At 70.8% G+C, this 14,282-nt stretch carries 13 protein-coding genes; 6 read left to right on the plus strand and 7 right to left on the minus strand.

The window, feature by feature from the left end:
• Window positions 1-165: 165 nt before the first annotated feature.
• The 3 genes from JOF44_RS06680 (at window position 166) to JOF44_RS06690 (ending at window position 2,332) form a co-directional block, all read left to right on the plus strand.
• Window positions 166-375, plus strand: a complete 210-nt coding sequence (locus JOF44_RS06680) for a dodecin (protein WP_209888897.1) — start codon at window positions 166-168, stop codon at window positions 373-375.
• A gap of 63 nt (window positions 376-438) precedes the next feature.
• Window positions 439-1,413, plus strand: coding sequence for a DMT family transporter (locus tag JOF44_RS06685; protein WP_209888900.1), 975 nt, complete (start codon window positions 439-441; stop codon window positions 1,411-1,413).
• Between the two features lies 1 nt (window position 1,414).
• Window positions 1,415-2,332 (plus strand): phosphotransferase, encoded by a 918-nt coding sequence (locus tag JOF44_RS06690; RefSeq protein WP_209888903.1) that lies wholly within the window; start codon window positions 1,415-1,417, stop codon window positions 2,330-2,332.
• A gap of 193 nt (window positions 2,333-2,525) precedes the next feature.
• On the opposite strand, the gene JOF44_RS06695 is transcribed toward JOF44_RS06690, so the two are convergent.
• The 5 genes from JOF44_RS06695 to JOF44_RS06715 form a co-directional block, all read right to left on the minus strand.
• Window positions 2,526-3,479 carry an ABC transporter permease gene (locus JOF44_RS06695; protein ID WP_209888906.1) on the minus strand — a complete coding sequence of 318 codons (954 nt, stop codon included), beginning with the start codon at window positions 3,477-3,479 and terminating at the stop codon, window positions 2,526-2,528.
• Window positions 3,479-4,411, minus strand: a complete 933-nt coding sequence (locus JOF44_RS06700; protein ID WP_209888908.1) for an ABC transporter permease — start codon at window positions 4,409-4,411, stop codon at window positions 3,479-3,481. Before JOF44_RS06700 ends, JOF44_RS06695 begins: the two co-directional genes overlap by 1 nt.
• Window positions 4,408-5,559, minus strand: coding sequence for an ABC transporter ATP-binding protein (locus JOF44_RS06705; RefSeq protein ID WP_209888911.1), 1,152 nt, complete (start codon window positions 5,557-5,559; stop codon window positions 4,408-4,410). The genes JOF44_RS06700 and JOF44_RS06705 overlap by 4 nt, the downstream gene beginning before the upstream one ends.
• Window positions 5,560-5,602: 43 nt before the next feature.
• Window positions 5,603-6,832, minus strand: a complete 1,230-nt coding sequence (locus JOF44_RS06710; protein ID WP_209888914.1) for an extracellular solute-binding protein — start codon at window positions 6,830-6,832, stop codon at window positions 5,603-5,605.
• A gap of 72 nt (window positions 6,833-6,904) precedes the next feature.
• Window positions 6,905-7,957 (minus strand): LacI family DNA-binding transcriptional regulator, encoded by a 1,053-nt coding sequence (locus JOF44_RS06715; protein WP_209888917.1) that lies wholly within the window; start codon window positions 7,955-7,957, stop codon window positions 6,905-6,907.
• 394 nt (window positions 7,958-8,351) lie between these two features.
• Between JOF44_RS06715 and JOF44_RS06720 the strand changes: the two genes are divergently transcribed.
• A complete protein-coding gene (locus JOF44_RS06720) occupies window positions 8,352-9,023 on the plus strand; it encodes a hypothetical protein (protein ID WP_209888919.1) in 672 nt (223 codons plus the stop codon).
• An 85-nt stretch (window positions 9,024-9,108) separates the two neighbouring features.
• On the opposite strand, the gene JOF44_RS06725 is transcribed toward JOF44_RS06720, so the two are convergent.
• Complete coding sequence (locus JOF44_RS06725) at window positions 9,109-11,478, minus strand: sodium-translocating pyrophosphatase (protein ID WP_245348880.1); 2,370 nt, start codon at window positions 11,476-11,478, stop codon at window positions 9,109-9,111.
• 203 nt (window positions 11,479-11,681) lie between these two features.
• Here JOF44_RS06725 and JOF44_RS06730 point away from each other — a divergent pair, with 203 nt between their 5' ends.
• Together JOF44_RS06730 and JOF44_RS06735 are read left to right on the plus strand one after the other, a co-directional pair.
• Entirely contained in the window at window positions 11,682-12,587 is a 906-nt protein-coding gene (locus JOF44_RS06730; protein WP_209888921.1) for a DUF3152 domain-containing protein, read from the plus strand.
• Between the two features lie 30 nt (window positions 12,588-12,617).
• Window positions 12,618-13,193 carry a 1-acyl-sn-glycerol-3-phosphate acyltransferase gene (locus JOF44_RS06735; RefSeq protein WP_209888924.1) on the plus strand — a complete coding sequence of 192 codons (576 nt, stop codon included), beginning with the start codon at window positions 12,618-12,620 and terminating at the stop codon, window positions 13,191-13,193.
• Between the two features lie 185 nt (window positions 13,194-13,378).
• Here JOF44_RS06735 and JOF44_RS06740 read toward each other — a convergent pair whose 3' ends face one another.
• Window positions 13,379-14,197 carry a phosphatase PAP2 family protein gene (locus JOF44_RS06740; RefSeq protein ID WP_209888926.1) on the minus strand — a complete coding sequence of 273 codons (819 nt, stop codon included), beginning with the start codon at window positions 14,195-14,197 and terminating at the stop codon, window positions 13,379-13,381.
• Between the last annotated feature and the right edge of the window lie 85 nt (window positions 14,198-14,282).

Here is a 14,282-nt window from a genome sequence, read left to right on the forward strand (position 1 = left end):
ACTCACCGCAGCATCCATCGCCGCCGCCGCACCCCAGCGACGGTCCGCGCGACGCGGAGGGGCTGAGCTCGGGCGTCGGCCCTGGCCCCCGCGTCGGCCACAGCGCAGCGTGACGCCACCGATCCCGCGGGGTCCGGTCCCGCGACCGAACACCAGGAGGACACCATGGCAGGGCACGTCTACAACATCACCGAGATCGTCGGCACCTCGCCGGAGAGCAGCGATGCGGCGGTCGCGAATGCCGTCGCCGAGGCGTCGAAGAGCCTGCGGAACCTCGACTGGTTCGAGGTGCAGTCGATCCGCGGCCGTCTCGAGGACGGCGCGGTCGCTCATTGGCAGGTCGCGATCAAGGTCGGTTTCCGCCACGAGGGCTGACCCCGGGCGGTGGCCGCGCGAAATCGCCTTGGAGCGTCCGCATCGGTGGTCCACGATGGGGCGATGACTGCGGCACCCACCCGTTCCTCCCATCCCGTGCTCCCCTGGCTCGCCGCGCTCGCGGTCATGGTCATGTGGGCGTCCTCGTTCGTCGTGATCCGCGCCGCCGGGGCGGACCTCTCCCCCGGGGCGATGTCGCTGCTGCGGGTGGGATCGGCAGCGATCGTGCTGGTCCCTCTGGTGGCGGCGGGCCGCGTCCGCTTCCCGCGGACCGGGCGGTTGCGCGCGGCCGTGATCGGCTGGGGTGCGGTGTGGTTCGCCGCGTACACGCTGGTGCTGAACGCGAGCGAGCTGTTCCTCGATGCCGCGACGGCCGCGATGCTGGTCAACGTCGCCCCGCTGATCGTGGCGGTCGCCTCCGGGCTGCTGCTCGGCGAAGGGCTCTCCGTCCGTCTGATCTCCGGGGTGCTGGTCGCCTTCGGAGGCATCGCACTGATCACCGCGGCGACCTCCACCGGTCACGTCGCCGCGGCCGGGCTCGTGCTCGGTCTGCTGGCGGCGGTGCTCTACGCCGGCAGCGTGCTCGCCCAGAAGCCGTTGCTCGCCCACATCGATTCGACCTCGATGACCGTGATCGGCATCGGCGCCGGCTTCCTCGCCTGCCTACCCTTCGCGCCCCGGCTGGCCGGTGAGGTGGCCGATGCCCCGGCCTCCTCCCTCCTGGCCGTGGTCTACACGGGCGTGTTCCCGACGGCACTCGCCTTCCTGCTGTGGGGCTATGCGCTGACGCGCACCCCGGCCGGGGTGCTGACCTCCTCCTCGCTGCTGGTCCCCGCGATCTCCCTCGTGCTCGCGTGGCTCCTGCTCGGGGAGACCCCGCCATTGCTGGCCGCGGCCGGCGGTCTGCTGTGTCTGACCGGAGCCGGGTTCGCGATCCTCCCGAACGTCCTCGCGGCGGTCAGGACCGCTCCGCTGCGCAGCAGGTCCCAGCCGGAGACCGTCCCCGAGCGCTGCGATGACCCGGCCGTGGAGTCCTGAGATGGCCATGCACCTCGGACAGCTCGAGCTCACGAGGCAGGATGCACAGCGGCTGATCGGCCGTGCCCTGGCCCGTCTCGGCCTGCCTGCGGCGTCGTGCATCGTCCCGCTCGTCGGCGCGGGCACGACCAGTCATGTGCTGCGGGTGGGGCCCGACCTGCTCGCCCGGTTCCCGCTCACCGGGGAGGACGCGGGCCAGGAACGTGCGTCCCTGACGGTGGAGCATGCCGCCATGGAGGAGTTCGCACGGTGCTCCCCCGTGCCCGCGCCGCGGCCCGTCGTGATCGGCGAGGGCGATGCCACATATCCCCTCCCCTTCTCGGTGCAGACCTGGGTCGAGGGGGAGATCGCCACACCCACGTCGGTCGCCCGGTCCGGCGCGTTCGCCGCGGACCTCGCCGACCTGATCCGCGCCCTCCGGGCCGTCGACCCCCGGGGCCGCACCTTCACCGGCGAGGGCCGCGGGGGCTCCCTGCCCGACCACGATCCGTGGATCGCCGAGTGCCTGGACCGCAGCGAGGGTCTCCTGCCGGTCCCGGAGCTGCGCACCCTGTGGAAGAGGCTGCGCGGTCTGCCGCACGAGAGCGCCGACGTCATGAGCCACACGGACCTGATTCCCGGGAACCTCCTGGTCGACGACCAGCACCTGGTGGGTGTCCTGGACACGGGCGGTTTCCGCCCCGCCGATCCTGCTCTGGACCTCGTGGCCGCCTGGCACCTGCTGGAGGACGACTCCCGGGACGTTCTGCGTTCCCGTCTCGACGTGCCCGAGCTGGACTGGCGGCGGGGAGCCGCCTGGGCCTTCGCGCAGGCCATCGGCCTGGTCTGGTACTACGAGCAGACCAATCCGGTCATGAGCGCTCTGGGCCGCAGCACGCTGCGGCGCCTGCTCGGCGCGGGCGAGGACCTGCGGGGGTGAAGGGGCGAGGAGGTCACGCCCCGCCCTCAGAAGCAGGCGCATCCACCGCGCCCCGCCCTCGGAAGCGGGCGCATCCACCGGCGCCCCGCCAGCAAGCAGGCGCTGCACAGGGGATGCTTGCTCGTATGGCGCCGGTGGATGCGATGCCTCCTCCCCGCGCCGCCACCGACGGCATCCCCGGGTCCTGCGACGTTCAGTCGTCCGTGTCGCCGACCCGCGCGACCAGCTGAGTCGGGTTCACGAAGCGCAGCGCGATGATCAGCGTCACCAGCATCATCGCCGTGTACACGAAGGCCATCGCCGAGACCAGCGGTCGCGGCTCGGAGCCTCCCGCCGACGTCATGGCGCGGAAGATCGTCACCACCAGCGTCTCGGTCCCCGGCCCGGAGACGAGATAGGTCAGCTCGAACATGCCCACCGTGCGCACCAGCACCAGGATCGCGGCGGCGAGGATGCCGGGCACCAGCATCGGGCCGAGGATCCGCAGGAACACGTGCCGCATCCGGGCACCGCTCATCCGCGCGGCGTTCTCGATCGCCGGATTGATCTGCTCGATGAACGGCGTCATCGTGATGATCACGAACGGCACCGAGGGCACCAGGTTCACCAGGATCACCGCCAGCACGGTCCGGCCCAGCCCGACGTTGTAGATCACGGTGGCCAGCGGGATGCCGAAGGTGATCGGCGGGATGATCACCGGCAGCAGGAACAGCGCGGTGACGGCCTTCTTGAACGGGAACTGGTGCCGGGCGAGCACATAGGAGGCGGGCACGCCGATCAGCACCGACAGCACCACCACGGAGAAGGCGACCACCAGGGTGACGGCGATGACGTGGGTGAGCTCGAAGCGGGCCCACGCCTGGCCGTACCAGCTGGGGGTGAACCCCGTCGGCAGCCAGTCGTCGTACCAGGCGCGACCGAAGGAATCGATCACGACGCTGATCAGGATCCCCAGCAGGAACACCAGGAAGGCGGCGATGCCCGCCCAGGCCAGCCAGGTGCTGGGCTGGGCCGACAGGGACTTGTCGCCCGGGATCCGGTCGTCGCCGCGCTGCCTGCTCGGCGGCTCCGGGACCGGCAGCGCGGAGTCCTCGGCGCCGACCGGGACCTCCTGCGGCGTGGAACGGTTCGTGTCCTGGGTGGTCATCAGCCCTTGCCCCCTGTCGAGCCCTTGTAGAGGAAGGAGCGTGCGAACAGCACGATCGCGACGACGATCAGCTCGGCCAGGCCCATCATGATCGCGACGGTCGAGGCCATCGGATAGTCGAACTGCTCCCCGAAGAAGCGGTAGGCGACCACGGCGAGCACGCGCGTGGACCCGCTGGGGTCGCCGACCAGCGTGGCCGACGGGAACACGCTGAAGGCGAGCACGAAGGTGAGGATGAACGTGGTCGCCAGCCCCGGGGCCAGCAGCGGCAGGGTGATCTTCGTGAACCGCTGGGCCCATCCGGCGCCGAGCGAGCGGGCGGCCCGGTCCAGCGAGGGGTCGATCCCGGAGAGATAGGACGAGATCAGCAGGAACGCGAAGGGGAACCCGGAGATGATCAACGACAGCAGCACGCCGATGTAGTTGTGCACCAGCTCCAGCGGTGTGTCCAGGATCCCGAGATTGATCAGGGCCTGGTTCAGCCAGCCCTGGCGGCCGGCGAAGATCAGCAGACCCTGGGCGGTCAGCACGGTGCCCAGGGTGATCGGCAGCACCAGCAGCGTCGAGAGCAGACGCTTGCCGCGGAACCGGTGCTGGAGCTTGATCGCCAGCGGGATCGAGACGAGCACGTTCAGCAGCGCCGCCGGGATCGCCAGGCGTGCGGTCAGCCAGACGGACTCGAACGTGAAAGCGTCCCCGAAGAACCGCAGGTAGTTGGCGAAGATTCCGCCGCCCCAGCGCTCGACCGTCTCCTCGGTGGGCTGCAGCGTGAGCCCGAAGCCGTAGGCGAAGGGGTAGACGAACAGCGCGAGGATGAACACGATCGCCGGGACCATCATCAGCAGCTGCGCATCGATCCCGCGGTCCGCCAGCCGATGGCGCAGGCTCGCACTGCCCCGCGAGGGCCTGCCCCGCGTCGCCTGAGCGGTCATGACGCCACCGCGTCGGCGTGCTCCGCCGGGGCGACCGCGTCGAGATCGCGCTGGTAGACCAGCGCCCGCGACGGCTCCACCGTCAGCAGCACCGTCGACCCCACCTCGGGGGCGTGCTCGGACCGCACGTGCAGGGCCCGGCCGCCCGGCGTGCGGACCTCGACGGCGTACTCCCGGCCCTGGTACTCGACGACCTCGACCTCGGCCTGGATGGTGTTGGCCGCCGTCGGGCCCGCGTGGTCGCTCCGCTGGACGAGGAGGTCGGTGGGCCGCACGGCGACCCGCACCTCGTCACCGGCCGCCACCGTGTTCACGGCGGTGCCCAGCAGCTCCATGTCCTCGGCCGCGACCCGCACGCGCCCCTCCCCGTCCGCTGCGGCGCGCTCGGCGGAGACCGTGGCGTCGATGAGGTTGCGGTAGCCCATGAAGTCGGCGACGTGCCAGTTGGCCGGCCCGTCGTGCAGCTCCTGCGGCGTCCCGATCTGCTGGACCTGCCCCAGCCGGAGCACCACCAGGCGGTCGGCGAGCGACAGCGCCTCCTCCTGGTCGTGGGTGACGTAGATGGTGGTCAGCCCCAGGGTCTGATGCAGACGCCGGATCTCGGTGCGCATCTCCAGCCGCAGCTTCGCATCGAGGTTCGACAGCGGCTCGTCCATCAGCACCACGCGGGGCTCGATGACGATCGCGCGAGCGATCGCGACCCGCTGCTGCTGCCCGCCCGAGAGCTGACCGGGCAGCTTGGTGGCCTGGTCCTCGAGCCGCACCAGGCGCAGCGCCTCGGTGACGCGTCGGGTGGTCTCCGATCGGCCGACGCCCCGCATCTGCAGCCCGAAGGCCACGTTCTTCGCGACCGTCAGATGCGGGAACAGGGCGTAGCTCTGGAACACCATCCCGAAGTCGCGCTTCTCCGGCGGGAGGAGGTCGATCCGCTGCTCGCCCACGCGGATCTGACCGTCGGTCAGCGGCAGCAGCCCGGCCAGGCAGTTCAGGGCGGTCGATTTGCCGCAGCCCGACGGGCCGAGCAGCGCGATGAACTCCCCGCGCTGCACGGTCAGGTCGAACCCCTGCAGGGCCGTGGTGCCGCCGAACCGTCGGCCGACGTTCTCGATGCGCAGGGAGTCGAACTCCCCGCCGGACGTCGTGGTCATCTCATACCTTCCTGTCTCCTGTGCCGGCCGGGTCGCCGGGCTCTCAGCCCTCGCTGCCGACCTGGCGGTCCCAGAGGTCGAAGGCGGTGACCATCAGGTCCGGCTCCAGCGGCGTCTCCTTCGGGGCGGACTCGATCAGCTCGTCGTACCAGTCGCGGCCGAACTCCTCGACCACCTTCTGGCTGGACTCGGGCGCGAGGTCGAGGGTCGCGCCCTCGACGGCCGGGCCGGGGTAGAAGTAGCCCTCGTCGTAGGCCATGGCGTTGTACTCGGGCTCGAGCATGCCGTTGAGGAGGTTGAGGATCGCGGAGATCTTGTCTGCGGTCTGTCCGGCGGGGACCACGGCGTAGTGGGCGTCGGTGACCCAGGTGAACTCATCGAAGGGCGCGGCCTCGAACTCCGCGGGCAGCTGCCCGGTGGCACGCGGGTTGATGTCCCAGCCGGTGGTGGTGGGGATCAGGTCCCAGGTGCCGTCGGCCATGTTGGAGATGACCTGGCCGGTGCCGCTGGGGTAGCTGTCGATGTACTGGCCGATGTTCTTGAGGTACTCCCAGGTCTTCTCCCACCCGTTCTCGGGATCCTTGGGATCGGAGTCGCCGAGGATGTACGGCAGGCCCATGAGGAAGGTGCGCCCGGGCCCGGAGTTGGCGGGGCGGGCGTAGCCGAACTTGCCGGGGTGCGCCTCGGCCCAGGCCAGCAGATCCTCCGGGGTGGTCGGGACCTCCTCGACCTTCTCCGGGTTGTACTGCAGCAGCGGGCCGGAGGGGTAGTACGAGACCACGGCGCCGTAGCCGGAGGCGAGCTCCTGCATGGCGGCGGCCGGCTCGAGGTAGGTGTCCTGGTTGCTCAGGCGATCGCCGTAGGACTCGATCAGCGGGACCCACAAGTCCGAGCCGATCCCGGCCGACAGGCCGTCGTTGCCGGTCAGCACCATGTCGACCTCGAGGCGGCCGCTGTCGACCTGCGGCTTGATCTGGCCGACCAAGGACGGCGCGTCACCGGATTCGAAGCCGACCGAGGAGATGATCTCGGGGTTGTCCTCGGCCCACTTCTCGATCATGGGGCCGAGCTCCTTCTGGCCGCCGGCGACGTCGAAGATGTTCAGGGTGACCGCCTCGGACGGGGTCTCGGGGACGTCCTCGGCCGGTGCCGGCTCGGAGCTGTCCCCTCCCTCGCCGGGTGCAGTGCAGGCGGCGAGGCCGACGACGCCGGCGGCGACGATGCCGGTGGTCGCTGCGCGACGGGTGATGGGCCGGCGGGAGATGCTGGTCATGGCGGATTCCTCCTGGATGGGTCCCGGCACTGCGGTGTGCGCGGGAGGTCGGGGTCGATGCTCGCCGAGAGGTCAGCGAGCGAGTGGGGTGGGGGCGACCGCGGTGGTGGCGGTGTGCTCCGCCGGGACCGGGGCGGCGTGCGCCGACGGGGCGACGGCGGTCGAGTCGCGGACGATGAGCTCCGTGGGCAGGATCTGCGGGAGCGGGGCACGGTCGGAGTCCAGGGCGCCGACGAGCAGGTCGACCGCGGTGCGGCCCATCCGCGCCCGCGAGGCGTCGACCGTGGTGAGGTGGGGGCGGACGTAGGTCGAGGCCGCGACGTTGTCGATGCCGCCGATGCTCATGTCCGTCGGGACCCGGACGCCGCGCTGGATCAGCCGGTCGATGATGCCCAGCGCCAGCAGATCGTTGAAGGCGACGACGGCGGTGACGCCGCTGGCGATCGCCTGGTCCGCGGCGCCCTGGCCGCCCCGGAGGTAGGGCAGGAAGGATCCGAGGTCGATCAGGTCGACGTCCTCGGTCTGCTCGCCGAAGCGGTGCGCCGCGTCGGCCCGGCGGCGATGGGTCCAGGACACCGACGGCCCGCCGGCGTAGGCGATCCGGCGGTGGCCGAGCGCGACCAGGTGACGCAGCGCGGAGACCATGCCGTGCTCCTCGTCGAAGACCACGGACGGCAGATCGTCGACCTGGCGGTTCGCCAGCACGGTGGGGACCCGGGCGGCGACGGCGCGGATCGTCTCGTCGCCGGCGCGGGGTGAGCACAGGATCAACCCGTCGACGCCGTCGGCCACGGTCTCGAGCATCGTGCGCTCGATCATCGCGTCCTCCTCGACGTCGGCGACGACGACGAGGAGGCCTTCGGCGCGGGCCCGGGCCTGGACGCCCTTCGCCATCAGCCCGAAGAAGGGGTTCTCGAGATCGGGGACGATCAGCCCGATGGCCCCGGGCCGCACGGTCGGGCCCGGGTCGACAGCGGCGGGGCGGTAGCCGAGCTCGCGGGCGACCCGGCGCACGTGCTCGCGGGTGTCGACGGCGACGAGGTCCGGCTTGGACAGGGCGCGCGAGACGGTGGAGATCGACACCTGCGCCGCGGCGGCGACGTCGCGAACGGTGGGGCTGGGCATGCCGCCTCGCCTCCTCCCGCGCTGGTCGCCCTCGGCTCGCTGCCGATGTGTCGAAACAGTGCGCCGTGTTGCAGTGTTGTGTCAATCACAGTCACCGAAACGTGACCTGGGGTTCGACTGACCAGTGCATCGACGCAGGTCGCGAGCTTCCCACGCATCACGCGGAGCGCCACGCTGGACTGAAACGTGTTTCAGGCTGCTCCGGAGTTCGGCCAACGCAGCCAAGCGATCTCGGACGTCGTCGCGCCTCGACCAGAGATCTGACCGGCGCCCCATCCCTCTCTGGCCGGCCCAGCTCTCGTATGTCTGCACCGCAGTGCACCCTCGAACCTAACCCGCCGGGCCGCCATGTCTCGGCCGGCAACGCACGCGCTCCCATCCCCAGGAGGTTCACATGTCCGCCCTCGCGTCGGCCGTCGCGGCCCATGTCCTTCAGGGCCGCAGCTTCGGACAACGAGCAATCGCGATGATCGCCTCGATCTATGCAATCGCGTCCGTCCTCGGCCACCACCTTCGAGACATTCCCTCACGGACTGGCGACGCGGTCATCGCAGACGCTCTGCGAGCCCTGGACCTTGACGGTCCTGCCGATTGGTTCACGGACACCCTGTTCGCACAGCTCAGTGAGTCCGTCGTGGCGCTCGCCTGTCTTGCAGCCGTGCTGGCCGCATCCGTGATCAGCATGGTCTCAGTGTTCTCCACCACCATGTACAACGCGACGCCGCAGGCATCGTTCATCTGCCTGCTCAGCCTCGCCCTGCTGATCGACCTCGAGGCGATCTCAGCGGCACAGGCGCTGGGTGGGATGATCGTCTCCGGGGTGCTCGGCGGAATCTTCTGCGCGCTGAGATCCGATACCTCGGCGACGGAAGCAGCAGCTATCGGGCTGCTCACCGTCGTCTCCCCTGTCATTGCAGTCGTCTACGCCCCACTGCGTGCCATCTCGTGGCTCCTCCGCGAGCCGCGAAACGAGGAAGGCGCGATGCGCATCGAAGGCGGATTCGATCCTGTGCGCGTGCGCATCGTCGACGACATCCGCCCCACTGGCGCACGAATCGATCCGTGATCTCACGCCATAGCTGGTGCTTTCCCGGTGCGCGGCGATTGGCGGGACGTCTCGGGTGGGCGACGCAGAGGGGGTCGAGCCATGCTCATAACCCGCCACGCTGCTGAGAACCAGGGTCCTCCTTCGAATACTCGAGGCCGTTCCGGGCAGCCAGATCGGCCTCCTCAGCTTCCTCGACATCCCCGAACTCCTCGATCGGGGCGTCCAGCACGACGCCGCGGCGGATGGAGATCGTCACCGCCACCGCGATCGCGGCGACGGCCACCGCGGCGATCACGTACCGCAGGGGATTCGCGTCCCCGCTGAGCGCGGACATCCCCACCACGGCCGGGGCGATCAGCACGGCCACCAGGTTCATCACCTTGATCAGCGGGTTGATCGACGGACCAGCAGTGTCCTTGAACGGGTCGCCGACGGTGTCGCCGATGATCGTCGCCTCATGGGCGGCGGAGCCCTTGCCTCCGTGGTGGCCGTCCTCGACGATCTTCTTGGCGTTGTCCCAGGCACCTCCGGAGTTGGCGAGCAGGATCGCCATCAGCACGCCGGCGGCGATGGCGCCGGCGAGGTAGCCGGCCAGGGAGGGGGCCCCGAGGCCGAAGCCCACGGCGATCGGGGCGGCGACCGCGAGCAGGCCGGGGGTGGCCAGCTCCCGCAGCGAGTCGCGGGTGACGATGTCGACCACCCGGCCGTACTCCGGCTTCGCGCTGCCGTCCATGATCCCGGTGATCTCCCGGAACTGTCGGCGCACCTCGAGGACCACGGCACCGGCCGCTCGGCCGACGGCGCTGATCGCGAGACCGGAGAACAGGAACACGACCGAGGCGCCGATGATCACGCCCACCAGGGTCTGCGGGGCGAAGACGACGGACTGGTCCAGGAAGTCCTGGTAGCGATCGCCGAGCACGCCATGGATGGCGTCGGTGTACGAGCCGAACAGCGCGGTGGCCGCGAGCACGGCGGTGGCGATCGCGATCCCCTTGGTGATGGCCTTGGTGGTGTTGCCGACCGCGTCGAGCTCGGTGAGCACCTGCGCGCCCTCGCCGTCGACGTCCCCGGACATCTCGGCGATGCCCTGGGCGTTGTCGGTCACCGGGCCGAAGGTGTCCATCGCGACGATCACGCCGACGGTGGTCAGCAGCCCGCAGCCGGCCAGGGCGATCGCGAACAGTCCGGCGATGCCGGCACCGCCCAGCAGGAACGCGCCGAAGACCGCGGCCGCGATCACCAGGGCGGTGAACACCGCGGATTCCAGGCCCAGCGAGAACCCGGAGAGCACCACGGTCGCCGCCCCGGTGCGGGAGGTCCCGGCCACCTGGCGCACCGGACGGTCCTCGGTGCTGGTGTAGTAGCCGGTCAGGAACAGGATCAGCACGCCGAGGGCGATGCCGATCGCCACGGAGCCCGCCGCGAGGATCCGCGGATCGTCGACCGTGGCCGTGACGTCGGAGACGCCGAGCTCGGCGAAGCTGCCCGGGAGGTAGACGAACGCCGCCACCGTGCACAGCACCGCCGAGATGATCGCCGAGAGCACGAACGAGCGTCGGATGGTGCGCAGCGCGCTCTCACCGGCGCGCGGCGTGGTCAGGTAGATCCCGATGAGGGCCGTGATCACGCCGATCGCGGGGACCAGCAGCGGGAAGACCATCCCGGCCTCGCCGAAGGCGGCACGGCCCAGGATCAGCGCCGCGACCAGGGTCACGGCGTAGGACTCGAACAGGTCCGCGGCCATCCCGGCGCAGTCGCCCACGTTGTCCCCGACGTTGTCGGCGATGGTGGCGGCGTTGCGCGGGTCGTCCTCGGGAATGTTCTGCTCGACCTTGCCCACCAGGTCGGCGCCGACGTCGGCGGCCTTGGTGAAGATGCCTCCGCCGACGCGCATGAACATCGCGACCATGGCCGCTCCGAACCCGAAGCCCTCCAGGACGAGCGGGGCGTCGCTGCGGAACAGGAGCACCACGGCGCCGGCCCCGAGCAGGCCGAAGCCGATGGTCGCCATCCCGACGCAGGCGCCGGTGCGCACGGCGATCAGCATCGCCGTGTCGCGTCCGGTCTCCCGAGCGGCCGCGGCGACCCGGACGTTCGCCCGCACCGCGAGCCACATGCCCAGGTAGCCGATCAGGCCGGAGAACGCCGCACCCGCCAGGAACGCCACCGATCGGGCGCCGCGCAGCAGCATGCCCTCCGCGCCGGTGGCGCCGTGCGCCGGCAGCAGGAGCAGCAGCACGAAGGCGATCACCGCGAAGACGCCCAGGGTGCGCAGCTGCCGTCGCAGGTAGGCGGCGGCGCCTTCCTGGACCGCCCCCGCGACCTCGTTCATGCTCTCCGTGCCGGGGCGCGCCCGCAGGACCTCGGTCCGGAACCTCAGGGCCATCGCCACCGCCACCAGGGCGATCACCACGATCACGCCGACCGTGGTGAGGCTCGCGGCGGACAGCTGTATCGGTTCCGGGTTCATCAGGTCCTCCGCACGTCTTCGTGGGTCGCAGGGTCCGGCGTGACGCCGCCCCCATCACAGTGATCGCGGTCACGCTCGTGCCGGGCACCCTAGCCGGAATCCGACGGTGCGGGTACCCCCGGGGTCGGCCCGGGCGGGCGCGGACCTCCCCGTGACAGGCGCGTCGTCCGGACTCGGGGAGGGACATCGCTTACCGTGAGGGCGTGCCCCTCCCATCGGATGACCGCCCCCATCTCGAGCTCACGCGCCGGGGTCGACTGCTGCGGTCGGTGCTGGTCGTGGTGGTGCTGATCGTCCTCGTGGTCGCCGTGACCGCGATCGTGCGGGCTGTCGCCGGACAGGGCGATCCGTCCTCCGGTGCGGCCTCCTCGCTCACGGGGACGGCCGAGGAGCCGGACGCCCCCGATCCGTCGGACGCGGGCGGCTCATCCGACGGCAGCGCCTCCGATGCCGACGGTGCGGAATCGGCCGAGGACCCCGCATCGTCGACGCCGGAGGCCGAGACTCCGGCGGCCGATCGCGCGGCGGCCGAGGGTGCGGCGGACCCGTCGGACGAGGAGATCCAGCGCTCCGGCGACGTCGGCGACGGCACCTGGACCGCGGCCGAGCCCGCCGGCGACTCCGCGCCGGAGGCGGCGACCGTGCACACCTACGCCGTCCGCGTCGAGGACGGCATCGACCTGGACGCCGAGGAGGTGGCCGGCCAGATCGAGGAGATCCTGGCCGACGACCGCGGCTGGACCGCGCGCGAGGATGTCGCCTTCGAGCAGGTCGCCTCCGGCGAGGACGCGGACTTCACGATCTCCCTGGCCTCCCCGCCGACCGCCGACGAGCTCTGCCTGCCGGCGGAGACGGGCGGTCTGTGGAACTGTCGGGTCGGTGCGGACGTGGTGCTGAACTCGGATCGCTGGCAGCTGATGACGCCCACCTATGACGATCTCCCGGCGTACCGCGCCTACATGGTCAATCACGAGGTGGGGCACTTCCTGGGCCACGACCACGTCCCCTGCGGCGGCGAGGGCGAGCCGGCCCCGGTGATGCTCCAGCAGTCGATGGGCCTGGACGGCTGCGAGCCCAACGCCTGGCCGCTGGGCGAGGGCGAGAACTGAGCGGGCGGCGCTCTGCCCTACAGTGAGCGTGTGCTGCGACTCCTCCTCTCCCGTGCGTTCTGGACCCTCAGCCGATGGCGGCTGACCGGTGAGCGCCGACCGCAGCGCTCCACCGTGCTGGTCGGTGCCCCGCACACCTCCAACTGGGACTTCGTGCTCATGCTCGCGCTGGCCTGGCGGCTGCGGATCAAAATCCACTGGCTGGGGAAGCACAGCCTGTTCGTCGGCTGGCGCGGGCCGATCATGCGAGCCCTCGGCGGGATCCCCGTGGACCGTTCCGACCCCAGCCGCATCGTCGCCGAGGTCGTCCAGCGGGTCCATGCCGGCGAGGAGTTCGGCCTGGTCGTCACGCCCGACGGCACCCGCAGCGGGAACACGCATTGGAAGTCGGGGTTCTACCGGATCGCTCGCCAGGCCGGGATGCCCGTGACGCTCGGCTACGTCGACGGGCCGACGCGGACCGCCGGGCTCGGCCCGACCTTCGACCTCACTGGTGACGTCGCGGCGGACATGGACCGCATCCGCACGTTCTACGCCGACAAGCGCGGCGTCCGCCCGGCGCATCGCGTCGAGCCGCGCCTGCGCGAGGAGGATCGGGAGGACTGAGGGGCGGGCGGCCCGGAGGTCCGACGGCAGGAGGTCTGCTGTGCCGGGCATGAGCACTCTGCGCGTGGATCACCTCGGACTCGTCCTCGAGGATCTCGACGCCGCGATCGGCTTCTTCACCGAGTTCGGCCTGCAGGTCACCGGGAGCAGCACGGCGATGAGCTGATCGGCGAGATCGTGGCGGCTCAGTGGAGGTGCCGGTGAGGATGGACCTCGATCACCGACGACGCCCGATTCCGAGGGGCCGCGCGCCCGGGAGCGCCGTCCCCGTCGTCCCGTCTCGCTCGGGAGCGCTCGTCCCCGTCGATCAGCAGGCGCAGGAACAGGCCGCCGGCGAGCACTCCGCCGACGAGGTCGCTGGCCCAGTGCCAGCCGAGCATGAACGAGACCACCACGGAATTGACCGTGATCGCTCCGACGCCCCAGCACAGCAGACGCACCAGTCTCGGGGAAGCACTGCTGTAGCGGGCGATCAGGTACACGACCGCGCCGTAGATGAGCACGGCCTCCGCGGCGTGGCCGGAGGGGAAGCTGATCCCCTCGGACCCCTTCTCGAAGAAACCGGCCTGGAAGAACCGGGGATCGCGATCGTAGGTGACCCCCCGCGCCAGGAACACCTTCATCCCGCCGACACCGATGAGGAAGGCCGCCTCGGTCAGCAGCGTGAACACGATCGGGCGCCAGGAGCGTCGGCGCCGGGCCAGCACGATCGCGACGACGGCCAGGGCGGGCAGACAGACCGCGTTGCTGGCGATGCGGTCCAGGACGTTCTGCGCGAACCAGATCAGGTCGGGGTTGATGCGGTAGAGCCACATCTTGGCCAGGAACAGGTCCAGCTGCTGCAGGGGTCCTCCGGCGAGGAGGATCACCGCGAGCAGGGAGATCGCGAGCGTCCAGGGTGAGGTCAGCCGCCCGATCCACGTCACGCTGCGGGCCCGGGTCAGGTGGCGTTCCAGCGGTGAGTCGATCGGGGTGCGGGGGGACATCTCAGAATCGGCGACCATCGCTGAGAAAGTCTAGATGGGTTCCTGTGACCGGCTAAGGAGCAGAGTCCAACTTCACGATTCGCCGATCGGCCCACGGGACCGA

This window comes from Brachybacterium fresconis (genome assembly GCF_017876515.1).
In the GTDB taxonomy this organism is placed as follows: Bacteria; Actinomycetota; Actinomycetes; order Actinomycetales; family Dermabacteraceae; genus Brachybacterium; species Brachybacterium fresconis.

Coding starts and splice junctions, on each gene's coding strand:
- JOF44_RS06680 (WP_209888897.1), top strand. CDS start 166: ATGGCAGGGCACGTCTACAACATCACCGAGATCGTCGGCACCTCGCCG.
- JOF44_RS06685 (WP_209888900.1), top strand. CDS start 439: ATGACTGCGGCACCCACCCGTTCCTCCCATCCCGTGCTCCCCTGGCTC.
- JOF44_RS06690 (WP_209888903.1), top strand. CDS start 1,415: ATGGCCATGCACCTCGGACAGCTCGAGCTCACGAGGCAGGATGCACAG.
- JOF44_RS06695 (WP_209888906.1), bottom strand. CDS start 3,479: ATGACCACCCAGGACACGAACCGTTCCACGCCGCAGGAGGTCCCGGTC.
- JOF44_RS06700 (WP_209888908.1), bottom strand. CDS start 4,411: ATGACCGCTCAGGCGACGCGGGGCAGGCCCTCGCGGGGCAGTGCGAGC.
- JOF44_RS06705 (WP_209888911.1), bottom strand. CDS start 5,559: ATGACCACGACGTCCGGCGGGGAGTTCGACTCCCTGCGCATCGAGAAC.
- JOF44_RS06710 (WP_209888914.1), bottom strand. CDS start 6,832: ATGACCAGCATCTCCCGCCGGCCCATCACCCGTCGCGCAGCGACCACC.
- JOF44_RS06715 (WP_209888917.1), bottom strand. CDS start 7,957: ATGCCCAGCCCCACCGTTCGCGACGTCGCCGCCGCGGCGCAGGTGTCG.
- JOF44_RS06720 (WP_209888919.1), top strand. CDS start 8,352: ATGTCCGCCCTCGCGTCGGCCGTCGCGGCCCATGTCCTTCAGGGCCGC.
- JOF44_RS06725 (WP_245348880.1), bottom strand. CDS start 11,478: ATGAACCCGGAACCGATACAGCTGTCCGCCGCGAGCCTCACCACGGTC.
- JOF44_RS06740 (WP_209888926.1), bottom strand. CDS start 14,197: ATGGTCGCCGATTCTGAGATGTCCCCCCGCACCCCGATCGACTCACCG.